The organism is Agrobacterium vacciniicorymbosi, assembly GCF_040427045.1.
Classification (GTDB): Bacteria; Pseudomonadota; Alphaproteobacteria; order Rhizobiales; family Rhizobiaceae; genus Agrobacterium.
Genome location: NZ_JBETMF010000009.1, coordinates 124,871 through 137,814 on the forward strand (window position 1 = coordinate 124,871; position 12,944 = coordinate 137,814).

The 12,944-nt window shown below is 59.2% G+C and carries 10 protein-coding genes and 1 other RNA gene; all 11 read left to right on the plus strand.

Annotated features, from left to right (window positions below):
* Nucleotides 1-35 precede the first annotated feature (35 nt).
* The 11 genes from ABUK73_RS15450 to murD all read left to right on the plus strand — a co-directional run bounded on the left by ABUK73_RS15450 (nucleotide 36) and on the right by murD (nucleotide 12,940).
* Nucleotides 36-1,223 carry an FAD-dependent oxidoreductase gene (locus ABUK73_RS15450; protein ID WP_353578063.1) on the plus strand — a complete coding sequence of 396 codons (1,188 nt, stop codon included), beginning with the start codon at nucleotides 36-38 and terminating at the stop codon, nucleotides 1,221-1,223.
* Between the two features lie 302 nt (nucleotides 1,224-1,525).
* Complete coding sequence (locus ABUK73_RS15455; RefSeq protein WP_353578064.1) at nucleotides 1,526-2,719, plus strand: NAD(P)/FAD-dependent oxidoreductase; 1,194 nt, start codon at nucleotides 1,526-1,528, stop codon at nucleotides 2,717-2,719.
* A 59-nt stretch (nucleotides 2,720-2,778) separates the two neighbouring features.
* Nucleotides 2,779-3,180, plus strand: an RNA gene (gene rnpB / locus ABUK73_RS15460) — RNase P RNA component class A.
* Between the two features lie 397 nt (nucleotides 3,181-3,577).
* Complete coding sequence (mraZ, locus tag ABUK73_RS15465; protein ID WP_353578065.1) at nucleotides 3,578-4,018, plus strand: division/cell wall cluster transcriptional repressor MraZ; 441 nt, start codon at nucleotides 3,578-3,580, stop codon at nucleotides 4,016-4,018.
* A 14-nt stretch (nucleotides 4,019-4,032) separates the two neighbouring features.
* The gene (gene rsmH, locus ABUK73_RS15470; RefSeq protein WP_353578066.1) at nucleotides 4,033-5,058 is read left to right on the plus strand and encodes a 16S rRNA (cytosine(1402)-N(4))-methyltransferase RsmH; all 1,026 of its coding nucleotides are present in this window, start codon (nucleotides 4,033-4,035) and stop codon (nucleotides 5,056-5,058) included.
* A 1-nt stretch (nucleotide 5,059) separates the two neighbouring features.
* Nucleotides 5,060-5,617 carry a cell division protein FtsL gene (gene ftsL, locus ABUK73_RS15475; protein WP_353578067.1) on the plus strand — a complete coding sequence of 186 codons (558 nt, stop codon included), beginning with the start codon at nucleotides 5,060-5,062 and terminating at the stop codon, nucleotides 5,615-5,617.
* Nucleotides 5,617-7,356 carry a peptidoglycan D,D-transpeptidase FtsI family protein gene (locus ABUK73_RS15480; RefSeq protein WP_353578068.1) on the plus strand — a complete coding sequence of 580 codons (1,740 nt, stop codon included), beginning with the start codon at nucleotides 5,617-5,619 and terminating at the stop codon, nucleotides 7,354-7,356. The genes ftsL and ABUK73_RS15480 overlap by 1 nt, the downstream gene beginning before the upstream one ends.
* Before the next feature lie 57 nt (nucleotides 7,357-7,413).
* Nucleotides 7,414-8,874 (plus strand): UDP-N-acetylmuramoyl-L-alanyl-D-glutamate--2,6-diaminopimelate ligase, encoded by a 1,461-nt coding sequence (locus tag ABUK73_RS15485; RefSeq protein ID WP_353578069.1) that lies wholly within the window; start codon nucleotides 7,414-7,416, stop codon nucleotides 8,872-8,874.
* Entirely contained in the window at nucleotides 8,871-10,304 is a 1,434-nt protein-coding gene (locus ABUK73_RS15490) for a UDP-N-acetylmuramoylalanyl-D-glutamyl-2,6-diaminopimelate--D-alanyl-D-alanine ligase (RefSeq protein WP_353578070.1), read from the plus strand. Before ABUK73_RS15485 ends, ABUK73_RS15490 begins: the two co-directional genes overlap by 4 nt.
* 121 nt (nucleotides 10,305-10,425) lie before the next feature.
* A complete protein-coding gene (gene mraY / locus ABUK73_RS15495; RefSeq protein ID WP_353578071.1) occupies nucleotides 10,426-11,526 on the plus strand; it encodes a phospho-N-acetylmuramoyl-pentapeptide-transferase in 1,101 nt (366 codons plus the stop codon).
* Between the two features lie 4 nt (nucleotides 11,527-11,530).
* Complete coding sequence (gene murD, locus ABUK73_RS15500; RefSeq protein ID WP_353578072.1) at nucleotides 11,531-12,940, plus strand: UDP-N-acetylmuramoyl-L-alanine--D-glutamate ligase; 1,410 nt, start codon at nucleotides 11,531-11,533, stop codon at nucleotides 12,938-12,940.
* Nucleotides 12,941-12,944: the final 4 nt, after the last annotated feature.

Below are 12,944 nucleotides of genomic sequence, written 5' to 3' on the forward strand. Positions count from 1 at the left end.
TGCTAGGCAGCGCATTCGGCAGCGGGAGCAAGGTCATGGTGGATTTCAAATATATCGTCGTCGGTGCAGGCATGATGGGTGCGGCGGCGGCGCGGCATCTTTCAGCGCAGACGGATGGCGTGGCCTTGATTGGGCCTGCCGAGCCAGTGGATATCAAGAGCCACAAGGGCGTCTTTTCCAGCCATTACGACGAGGCGCGCATTACCCGCGGCTTCGATGGTGATCCTGTCTGGGCGGAACTGGCGAAGCGTTCGATTGCTCGTTATGCCGAGATCGAAGCCAGGAGCGGCATTCGGTTTTACCACGAGGCCGGTTGCCTCTTTACCGGCAATAGCAAAGGGCTGGGCGGCGATTATGTAGCGGGGGCTATGGCAGCGCGGGACCGGCTGGGACTTGAGGTCGAGGAATATGCTGCCTCGCAACTCGAAGCGCGTTTCCCGATGTTTGCTTTGCCTGATGATCACGACGGCTGGTTCGAGCCGCGCAATGCCGGCTACGTCAATCCACGCGCGCTGGTGAAAGCGCAGGTCGCGATTGCCGAAAGCCAGGGTGCCACGCTGATGCGCGAGACCGTGGTGAGAATCGATGACACCGCTTCTGGCGTCACGGTGGTCACGGAGGAGGGACGGCGATACACGGCGGAAAAGGTGATCGTTGCGGCGGGTGGCTTCACCAACATGGCCGATCTTCTGCCCTCGAAAGTCGATATGGCGGCAACAGGCCGGACCATTGCGTTCTTCGAACTGGACGAGCAAAAGCAGCGCGATTTCGCTGATATGCCGTCCACAATCGTGCTGGCGGAAAACGCTGACGACATCGTCTATATTCTGCCGCCGGTGCTTTATCCCGATGGCAAGACCTATCTGAAAATCGGCGGTGAAAGCGAGAAGGGCAGGCTCGAGACGCTGGATGACGCGGTGAGCTGGTTCCACTCCGATGGGACGGCGAGCGAGGTCGCGTTTCTGGTGAAGCGGGCCGTGGAACTCATGCCGAAGCTTGAGGGCTGCCCGCTCACGTCAGGCTCCTGCGTCGCATCCATCACCCGCACCGGATATCCCTATATCGGTTACACGCAGTCATCGAATATTGCGGTGCTGACTGGTGGCAATTTTGTTTCGGCCAAGTCTTCCGATGAGATCGGACGGCTGGGGGCGGTGCTTTTGCTGGATGGGCAGCTGGCGGAAGAGGATTTTGCGGGGCAGGTGGGGCCGGTGTTTGTGTGAGGTGGGTGTTTACGGTTAAGGTTGGCGGGTGTGGTTCACCCCCCTCTGTCCTGCCGGACATCTCCCCCTCAAGGGGGGAGATCGACTCGTGGTGAGCTTTCGGTGATCTCGAACGTTGCGAATGAAGTGAGGAGCGCGCCTCTAGCCGATCTCCCCACCTGAGGGGGAGATGCCCGGCAGGGCAGAGGGGGGTAAGCCACACCCACTGCTCTCAACTATCTTCGTAACCCAAAACCTCTGGAATCGATTCACCAAACCGCTACAACACCTTGTAACAGAGTCTAAAATCGGTGAGCGCAAACATGGCAACACAGTTCAAATATATCGTGGTCGGTGCAGGCATGATGGGGGCTGCTGCGGCGCGTCATCTTGCTGGAAGCGGCGATGGCATTGCGCTGATCGGGCCGCGAGAGCCTGACGATATCAAAAACCACACCGGCGTTTTTGCGAGCCACTATGATGCGGCGCGCATTACCCGGACCATCGATAGCAACGCAGACTGGGCGCGGCTCGCCAATCGCTCCATTGCCAGATACGCCGAGATCGAGCGCGAGAGCGGCGTGGAATTTTACGGCGAAGTCGGTTGCCTCATTGTCGGCAAGAAGCGTGGCACGGGGTTTTCCTATATCGAGAATGTCTGCGCGGCGGCGGAGACGCTGGGTGTCGAGACCGAGATTCTGGATGACGCGGCGCTTGCGGATCGCTTTCCCTATTTTGCTTTCGAGAACGGATGCGAAGGTGTGTTCGAGAAGAGCAATGCCGGATGGGTCAATCCGCGCGAGCTGGTGCGGGCGCAGATCGTCAGCGCCGAAAAGCGCGGTGCGACGCGGATTGATGACATCGCAATCAGTGTGCGGGAACAGGGCGGGGTTGCGACCGTGACGACCGGTTCCGGCCAAACCTACACCGCAGAGAAGGTGATCGTTGCGGCCGGTGGTTTTTCCATTGCCGAAGGGCTGTTGCCGCAGGCGCTGGAGATGGAAGTCTATGCCCGCACAGTAGCGTTTTTCGAAATTCCCGAGGACGAGCTGCATCGCTATGCGGGCATGCCATCGCTGATTTATGAGCCTGCCGACCCGCGCAAGCATATCTATCTCTTGCCGCCGGTGCGTTACCCGGATGGGAAGTTCTATCTCAAGATTGGTGGTGAGCCCGTGGATGTCCCGTTGCGCACAGACCCTGAGATTCGCGACTGGTTCCGTTCAGGCGGAAACGCAACCGTTCGCGATGATTTCGTTGAGATCATCGATAGCCTGATCCCCTCGATCGACACAACGCGCGTGTCTATGGCCGCTTGTGTAACGTCTTACACACCGAGCGGATTTCCCGCCATCGGTTACACGGCCTCGCCCAACATTGCAGTGCTGACCGGCGGATGCGGTGCTGCTGCCAAAAGCTCGGATGAAATCGGGCGGCTGGGTGCGGAGCTTCTGGTCGAAGGGCGGATCATCGATAGGGGCTATGAAGCGGATTTCGCGCCGGTTTTCTCTTCGTAATAATGCGTTTGCGGATTTTGTGTTGGCTTTCACGGTCGAACCCGTCTAAGGAGCCCCTGCCAGTTGGCCGGGCAGCCGCGCTTTACCAATGTCGAAAGACGGTAGGGTGAGGAAAGTCCGGGCTCCACAAAGACACGGTGCCGGATAACGTCCGGCGGGGGCGACCCTAGGGAAAGTGCCGCAGAGAGTAGACCGCCATCTTTAAGATGGTAAGGGTGAAAGGGTGGGGTAAGAGCCCACCGCGCCGCTGGTAACAGGGGTGGCATGGTAAACCCCACCGGGAGCAAGACCGAATAGGGATAACGCGGGGTGCGCGCAAGCGTATCTACAGCCGGTTTTTGGGCGAGTTATCCGGGTGGGTTGCGAGAGGCGGTGTGCAAATGCCGTCCCAGATGAATGGCTGCCACGTTCCGGGTCAAACCGGGGCCATACAGAACCCGGCTTACAGGCCAACTGGCAAATTCCTTTTATGAAATAGTCTCATGGGCTTAACCCGAAAGGGTTAGGCAAGTATTTGTTATTGCTTATGAAATTAAATTTCAGAGGCCGTTTTTTATTTGCTTTGGCCAAGTGCTTGAATGCACACGGTAAACCATTCGTTAAACTTAACGGGATATGAATATTCGATCCGAAGCTGGCATTCTGCTGGCTTCTCCCATTGACGCCCAAAGTGTCCCATGGTATCCCAAATGCACACCACAAAGGGTCGTGTTTTTGACCCGCAATCTCTGAAACGGAGAGGCCTGCAAGGGTCCGATGGGCATTACGTCCTACCGGTCAGCGATGTGTCGTGCGTAACGGTGTTGCCGGGCGGTGCGGGTTTTTGCCCGGCATCAGGCGGTTTTGGCGAGTTTTGCAATGGGTCGCTTTTTATCGAACGTGACGAACAGGATCGACGCCAAGGGGCGCGTTTCGGTTCCGTCGCTGTTTCGTTCGGTCTTGGCGGAGCGCGGCATTCAGGAGCTTTATTGTCTTCAGGATTTCGCATTTCCGGCGATCAGTGTTGGCGGACCGGACTTGCTGGAACGATACGAACGGCAGATCGCGTCCATGGACGCGTTTTCGCCGGAAGCGAACGCGATGTCGCTGCTGGTTCACGGTGGCGGCGTTTTCATGAAGCTCGATGCAGAAGGGCGGTTGATGGTGACGGATTTCATCCGGGAATTCACCGCCATCACCACGGAAGTCACCTTCGTCGGTCGGGCGGATCATTTTCAGTTGTGGCAGCCGGAAGCGTTTCACGAGGCGCAGAAGGCAGCAAGAACGGGGCGCGGATTTTCTGCTGTTCGCCCCGGATAGGACGGGGAAACGGAATGGCGGCGAATTCTGGCGGACGATCTTCTGATGCCGGTGGCGGACCGGTTCGCCACATTCCGGTTCTTCTCCATGAGGTTCTGACGGCGCTGGAGCCAGCGCCGGGTAAAGTCATTCTCGATGGCACATTCGGTGCCGGTGGCTACACACAGGCTATTCTCGATCAGGGCGCCAACGTCATCGCTCTGGACCGCGACCCCACGGCGATTGCCGGCGGGCAGGCGATGGTTACGGCCAATGGCGGGCGTCTTTCGCTGATCCAGTCCCAGTTTTCCAATCTTGCAGACCATGCGCCAGCCGAAGGGCTGGATGGCGTCGTACTGGATATCGGCGTTTCCTCCATGCAGATCGATGAGGCAGAGCGCGGCTTCTCGTTCCAGAAGAACGGTCCGCTGGATATGCGCATGTCCGCATCCGGTGTTTCGGCGGCAGATGTCGTCAACCGCGCCAAGGTTTCCGATCTCATCCGTATTTTCGGTTTTCTCGGAGAAGAAAAGCAGCCGGGTCGCATCGCCCGCGCTATCGAAAAGAAGCGCGCCGAAGAGCCTTTCCGCACCACACGTGATCTGGCCGGGCTGATCGAAATCGTCACACCACGCAAGGCCAAGGACAAGATTCATCCGGCAACGCGGGTGTTTCAGGCGCTGCGCGTCTTCGTCAATGATGAGCTGGGTGAGTTGGCGCAGGCGCTGTTTGCGGCAGAGAGAGCGCTGAAGCCCGGCGGGCGGCTTGTGGTCGTCACGTTCCATTCGCTGGAAGACCGCATCGTCAAAAAATATTTCGCGGACCGTTCCGACCGTGCGGCTGGCTCGCGCCATATGCCTATGGTCGCCGCAAAGTCGGCCATTTTCGATTCTTTGGGCAAGCCGATGATTGCGGCGAGCGACGAGGAGGCGGAGATCAACCCACGCGCCCGCTCCGCCAAGCTGCGCGCCGGTGTTCGTACGACTGCACCGGTTCGGCCTGCCGATTTCTCGATTTTCGAACTTCCCGACCTTGCCAGCCTTGAAAAGATGGGAGGCTGATATGCTGCGGACCTTTGACCTCGTTCTCATGGGTGTGATGGTGGCGGCGGCCGTCGTGACCTATTCCATCAAGCATCAGGCCGATTTGAAACTTGAATCGGTGAAGAAGCTGGAAGCCGAAATCAAGCTGGAGAAGGACACCATCGACCTTCTGCGCGCAGACTGGGCGCTGCTGACCCAGCCAAACCGCCTGCACCGGCTGGTCAACGCTTACCAAGGCGACCTTTCGCTGGCACCCACGCAGCCGACGCAGCTTTCGCAGCCAAAGGAATTGCCGATGCTGCGCTCGCAATTGCCGCAGCCGCCTGAGCCGCAGGGCATGAGCGTGGAAGACGTGATTGCCGCTGCCATGAACGGCTCCAAGCCGGGCGCGACGCTGGGTGGCGTTAAGCCGAAGTCGACACCCGCAGGTCAGATTGCGGCAACGGGCGGCATTCCCGTGCCGCAGCCGCGTGCGGCTGGCGCTGCGCGTCCTGCCGCCCCAATGCCGGTTGCGCGCGGCGAGCTGGGCGACGAAACGGGTGATATGGATGAAACGATAACTGGAGCGGTTGACTGATGTCTTTTCTGTCTCGCGTCATGGTTCTGAAAAGCAGGGCTCATTTTTCCGCCAGCACAAGCGGTTTTACCGACCATGCTGCCTTTGAAGGTGCGCGCAAGCGGCGTGCATCGCAGGCAAAGACCCGCGTCGGTCTGCTGATTTTCGGCTTCATCGCTTTTTACGGCGTCGTTGGCGGTCGTCTGGTTCAATATGGTATGACGCAGCCGGAAACTGTTTCCAGCATTGCGCCCGCAGACCGGCTGATGGCCTCGCGCCCCGATCTTCTGGATCGCAATGGCGAAGTGTTGGCAACCGACATCCGCACCGTTTCGCTGTTTGCCGAACCGCACCGCATCGTTGATGTGGATGAAGCCATCGAGAAGCTGCGCACCGTTCTGCCCGATCTCGATACGCGCGGCACCTATCAGAAACTGAAATCCGAATCACGCTTCCAGTGGCTGCGCCGTCAGTTGACGCCGAAGCAGCAGAGCCAGATTCTGGCGCTGGGTATTCCCGGCATCGGCTTCCGGCCTGAGAAGCGCCGCTTCTATCCCGGCGGCCCGACTGCGGCCCACGTCGTCGGTCACGTCAATATTGATAACCGCGGCGTTGCGGGCATGGAGCGCTATCTGGACAGCCAGGGCCTTGCCGACCTGACGGCGCTTGGCATGACATCCGATCAGCCGCTGGAGCCGGTCAAGCTTTCCATCGACCTGCGCGTTCAGGCGATTGCCCGTGAAGTCGTGAGCGAATGGATCAAGAAAACAGAGGCTCTCGGCGCGGGCGCCGTCGTGATAGACGTGCATACCGGCGAGATCCTCGCCATGGTTTCCGAGCCTGATTATGATCCGAACAACCCGGCGGAAGGCGCTAAGGAAGGCTGGCTCAACCGCATGTCGAACGGCACGTTCGAGATGGGCTCCACCTTCAAGTCCTTCACTATCGCCATGGGTCTGGATTCCGGCAAGGTCCGCATCAACGATATGTTCGATGCCCGCGCGCCGATCCGCATCGGTGGCTTCACCATCAAGGATTTCCACGGCAAAGGCCGCATGCTGTCTGTGCCGGAAATCTTCCAGTATTCGTCCAACATCGGTACGGCCAAGATTGCCGACACCGTGGGCATTGACGGCCACAAGGACTTTTTGACCAAGCTTGGCCTGCTGTCGAGGATGAAGACGGAACTGCCGGAAGTGGCGATGCCGTCGCAGCCGCGCACATGGAAGAAGATCAACTCCATCACCATCTCCTTTGGTCACGGTGTGTCGACAACGCCGTTGCAGACGGCGATTGCCGGTGCGGCGCTCGTCAATGGTGGAAAGCTTATCGAACCGACCTTCTTGCCTCGCACCAGAGAGCAGGCAGATCAGGTAGCAACGCAGGTCATGAAACCCACGACCAGCAAGGACATGCGCTTTCTGTTCGACTGGAACGGCACCAAGGGTTCCGGTCGTAACGCGCGCGTCGAAGGCTTTGACGTTGGCGGCAAGACTGGAACGGCAGATAAGGTCGTGAACGGTCGTTACGTGCACGACAAGAACTTTAACGCGTTCCTGGGTGCTTTCCCGATCTACGACCCGCAATATGTGGTGCTGACCTTCATCGACGAGCCGCGTACTGACAAGGGCAATGGTGCCGCGCTTGCCGGTAATACGGCAGCGCCAATGGTGAAGGATATCATCAGCCGCTCTGCCGCCATTCTCGGTGTAAAGCCAAAGTTCGGCAGCGACGGTTCGGCCTTGCTGGTGTCTTATTGATTGTTACAGCTTACCATGGACCGGCGAATCGCGCCGGGGGACAAGACGGACATATCGATGAAATTGCGAGATCTCTCGGGGAGCGAATTCCCGGAACTGAATGAGTTGCTGCGGACGGACACCGGAGCGCTGGATATTTCCGGGATTACGGCGGATAGCCGTAAAGCCCAGCCGGGATCGCTGTTCGTGGCGGTGGCCGGGACGAAAGCCGATGGCAGCACCTATGTGCAGGACGCCGTGGCCAAGGGTGCCGTTGCCGTCGTCTCCGGTCATGCCATAGACGCCGGTGTGCCGGTTCTCGTTGTTTCCGACCCGCGCCTGTATCTCTCGCTGTCTGCCGCCCGCTTCTACGGAAAACAGCCGGACACCATGATTGCCGTGACCGGCACTGCGGGCAAGACCTCCGTCGCCTCTTTCATTCGTCAGATTTGGAAGTCTGCGGGCCATGCCGCAGCACAGATTGGCACGACGGGCGTGATTGCGCCGGGCCGCGAAGAGTATGGTTCGCTGACGACGCCGGATCCGGTTTCGCTGCATAAACTTCTGGCAGAACTCGCCTCCGAAGGCGTGACCCATGCCGCAATGGAAGCCTCCAGTCACGGCCTCGACCAGCGTCGTCTGGATGGTGTAAAGCTCAAGGCCGCCGGGTTTACCAATCTCGGTCGCGACCACATGGATTACCATCCGACCATCGAAGACTACATGGCCGCCAAGATGCGGCTGTTCGATACGCTTTTGCCGAAGGGTTCACCGGTCGTCATCTTCTCGGACGATCCATGGTCGGACCGCGCCATTCAGGTGGCGAAGGAAGCGGGGCACGATGTGCGCACCGTCGGTCGCAAGGGCGATTATCTGGCGCTGAAGCGCGTCGAGCATTTCCGCCATAAGCAGATGATCGAGGTGCACCACCAGGGCACGATCTACGAGGTGGATATCCCGCTGGCCGGTGATTTTCAGGTGGCCAATGCGCTGGTTGCCGCAGGGCTTGCGATTTCCACTGGCGTTTCGGCGTCCGTGGCGCTGAAGGCGTTGGAAAAGCTGGTGGGTGCCGCTGGCCGTCTCGAATTGATCGGCCAGACGAAAAACGGTGCGCTGGCCTATGTGGATTATGCCCACAAGCCGGATGCGCTGGAAAATGTGCTGACCTCCGTGCGGCCCTTCACATCGGGTCGCATCATTACCGTGTTCGGTTGCGGCGGAGACCGCGACAAGGGCAAGCGCCCGATCATGGGTGAGGTCGCGACGCGGCTTTCCGACATCGTCATCGTGACGGATGACAATCCGCGTTCGGAAGAGCCGCAGACCATCCGTTCCGAAATCATGGTGGGGGCCCCCGGTGCGCTTGAAATTGCGGATAGGGCAGAGGCTATCAGCCACGCGGTTTCGCTGCTGGGGAATGGCGATACGTTGATTGTAGCGGGCAAGGGGCATGAGGAAGGTCAGATCATCGGCGGCGTCACGCTGCCATTTTCGGACCATGAACAGGTGCGTACTGCGCTGGAAGGATTGAAAATTTGAACTGGTTATGGACAGTGCCGGAAATGGTCGCCGTCATGGCAGGCCGTCCGGTTGGCAATCTGCCGCAAGGCATCACAGGCATTTCTATCGATAGCCGCACCGTTCAGGCGGGCGAAGCCTTCTTCGCCATCAAGGGCGACCGGGTGGACGGCCATGATTATGCAAGCTTTGCCGTGGCAAACGGTGCGGGGCTTCTGGTGGTGTCGGAATCCAAACTACCAGCCCTTGGCCGTTTGACCGTACCAATGATCGTCGTGGAAGATGTGCTCGCAGCCATGGTCAAGCTGGGTATTGCTGCCAGAGAGCGGACATCTGCACGCATCATCGCCATCACCGGTTCCGTCGGCAAGACGACGACAAAGGAAATGCTGCGGCAGGTCCTGTCGCCCTCCGGTAAGGTCCACGCAGCCGTTTCCTCCTTCAACAATCACTGGGGCGTGCCGCTGACGCTGGCGCGTATGCCTGCCGATACGGAATTCGGGATTTTCGAAGTCGGCATGAACCATGCGGGTGAAATCAGCCCGCTGGTCAAACAGGTAAAGCCGCATCTCGCCATCATCACCACCATCGCAGCAGCGCATCTGGGCAATTTCAACAGCTTGGAAGAGATTGCTGCGGCGAAGGCTGAAATCTTCGACGGCGTATTGCCGGGCGGAGCTGTCATTCTCAACCGCGACAATGCCCAGTTCGAGCAACTGGAGCGAGCAGCCTATGATGCAGGTATCGAGCATGTGCTGACATTCGGCCAGCATGCCAAGGCCGACTTCCGCCTTGCCGATTATGAGAGCACGCCAAACGGTTCCACCATCTGGGCCATCATCAATGGCGAAACCAGCGAGCTGCATATCGGTGCCGCCGGTCGCCACATTGCCGAAAACGCTATGGCCGCTCTTGGGACTGTCGCGGTGACCGGAGCCGATCTCGACCGGGCCTTCGCCGCGCTCGGAACATTGGAAGCCGTGAAGGGCAGGGGCCAGCGCCACCGTCTTTCGGTCGGCGAGGGCTCGTTCCTTTTGATCGATGAGAGTTACAATGCCAACCCGGCCTCCATGCGCGCAGCCATTGCGCTGCTTGCCTCTGCGGAAGTGCGTGGCAACGGACGGCGCGTCGCGGTTCTCGGCGACATGCTTGAAATGGGCGAGTTTGCGACGGAAGTGCATGAGGAATTGTCCGGTCCGCTTCTGTCTGCCGGTATCGAACATGTGTGGCTGGCGGGTGAGTCGATGGCTGCACTTCGCGATGCCCTGCCGGAGAGCGTGACCGTTGCGTGGTTCCCCACCACTGCCGAACTCAATGAATTCGTGCTCAAATGGGTCCAGCCTGGCGATGTGGTGATGATAAAATCATCACTTGGCATCGGTTTCGGCAAGATCGTCACTGCCCTTCTTGACAAGCATCCGGCATTCCCCGAGACGGAACGCCAAATCTGAGCATTTTAGCCGGACGCAAGTAGCTGCCTCCGGCGACACGGTGCTGAAACGAAAACTTGGAGCGGCGCAGGCTTACCCCTTGTCTGCCCGCCGCTTTAACCGGCCTTTTGAAAGGGCAAACATGCTGATCTGGCTCGTTGAACTGTCGGACAAAGTTCAAATCTTCAATCTGTTCCGGTACATTACGTTCCGGGCCGGTGCGGCACTGTTTACCTCTGCCCTCATCGTCTTCCTGTTCGGCCCCGCCATCATCAATTCGCTGCGCATCCGTCAGGGTAAGGGTCAGCCGATCCGCGCCGATGGTCCGCAGACGCATTTCAAGAAGGCCGGTACGCCCACCATGGGCGGGCTGATGATCCTTGCGGGCATTCTCGGCGGTTCGTTGCTGTGGGGTGATCTCTCCAACGTCTACGTCGTCGCCGTGCTGATGGTGACGCTCGGCTTCGGGGCCATCGGCTTTTACGATGACTATCTGAAAGTCACCAAGCAGAGCGACAAGGGCTTTTCCGGCAAGGCGCGTCTTGGCATCGAATTCGTGATTGCGGCCATTGCCGTCTTCTTCATGATGGAAGTTGCGCTGGCAACCGCGCCGCATGGCGGCACGCTGGGAAGCTCCATTGCCTTCCCGTTCTTCAAGGAATTCGTCGTCAATCTCGGCTATTTCTTCGTGCTGTTCGGTGCCTTCGTCATCGTCGGTGCGGGCAATGCGGTGAACCTGACGGATGGTCTCGATGGTTTGGCTATTGTGCCTGTGATGATTGCGGCGGCAACCTTCGGCGTCATCTCCTACCTCGTCGGTAATGCCATCTTCGCCAATTACCTCCAGATCAATTTCGTACCCGGTACGGGTGAGCTTGCCGTCATCGTCGGTGCGGTCATCGGCGCTGGCCTAGGCTTCCTGTGGTTCAACGCACCGCCCGCCGCTATCTTCATGGGTGACACCGGTTCGCTGGCACTTGGCGGCCTCATCGGCTCCATCGCCGTTGCCGTCAAGCACGAGATCGTCATGATCATCGTCGGCGGCCTGTTTGTCATGGAAACGCTGTCGGTCATCATTCAGGTGTTCTGGTTCAAACGCACCGGCAGACGTGTCTTCCTCATGGCCCCCATCCACCACCATTTTGAAAAGAAGGGCTGGACGGAAAGCCAGGTCGTGATCCGCTTCTGGATCATCTCCGTCGGTCTTGCCATGCTCGGCCTTGCCACGCTGAAACTGAGGTAACGGCATGATCCCTGTCACCTCACTTGCTGGAAAAAAGGTAGCCCTGTTCGGTCTCGGCGGCTCGGGCCTCGTCACCGCAAGGGCGCTGGTCGCTGGCGGTGCTGAGGTGACAGCGTTCGATGACAATCCCGATAGTGTCGCCAAGGCTCAAAGCGAAGGCATTCACACGGCAGACCTTCGCACGCTTGACTGGTCGAAGCTTGCGGCCTTCGTTCTGGCACCCGGTGTTCCGCTGACGCATCCAAAGCCGCACTGGTCTGTCGATCTGGCAAAGGCGGCGGGCGTCGAAGTGATCGGCGATGTCGAGCTTTTCGTGCGCGAACGCCGGGCGCATGCGCCCGATTGCCCCTTTATCGCGATCACCGGCACCAACGGCAAATCCACGACGACGGCGCTGATCGCGCATATTCTGACATCGGCTGGACGCGATACGCAGCTCGGCGGCAATATCGGCACGGCGGTCTTGAGCCTCGATCCGCCGAAAGCGCAGCGCTTCTACGTTGTCGAATGCTCATCCTACCAGATCGATCTTGCGCCGACGCTGAATCCCACCGCAGGCATTCTGCTGAACCTGACGCCCGATCACCTCGACCGTCACGGCACGATGCAGCATTATGCAGATGTCAAGGAACGCCTCGTGGCTGGCAGCGATACCGCTGTGATCGGCGTGGATGACAGCTACTGCACGCTGATCGCTGATCGCATCGAGCGGGCTGGCGTCAAGGTCTCGCGCATTTCCAAACGTAGCGTCGTGGCAGATGGCCTTTATGCCGAGGGCAGCCGGATCATGAAGGCAGAAGGCGGCACGTCTTCGCTGCTGGTCGATCTCGATGGCATCCAGACCTTGCGCGGCAGCCACAATGCCCAGAACGCGGCAGCGGCTATCGCTGCCTGCCTCGCTGTTGGCGTTTCTGTTGATGAAGTCCGGGCAGGGCTGAACTCCTTCCCCGGCCTCAAGCATCGCATGCAGCCGGTGGGCCGTCGCGGTAATGTGACCTTCGTCAATGACAGCAAGGCCACCAATGCGGATGCGGCGGCACCGGCTTTGTCCAGCTATGACCGCATCTACTGGATTGCCGGTGGTCTGCCCAAGGCGGGTGGCATCACCAGCCTTTCGCCGCTGTTTTCGCATATCGCCAAGGCCTATCTCATCGGTGAGGCGGCGGCAGAATTTGCAGCGACGCTGGGTGAGGCCGTGCCCTATGAGATCTCCGGCACGCTGGACAAGGCCGTACAGCACGCGGCGGAGGATGCGCAAAAGGATGGCCGCGACGGTAATGTCGTGATGTTATCACCGGCTTGCGCAAGCTTCGATCAATATAAGAACTTTGAAATACGTGGTGATTCGTTCGTTTCGCATGTTGCGGCACTTGGCAACGTGACGATGTTGGTTGGCTCGGAAAAGGGGGGCTGATGAA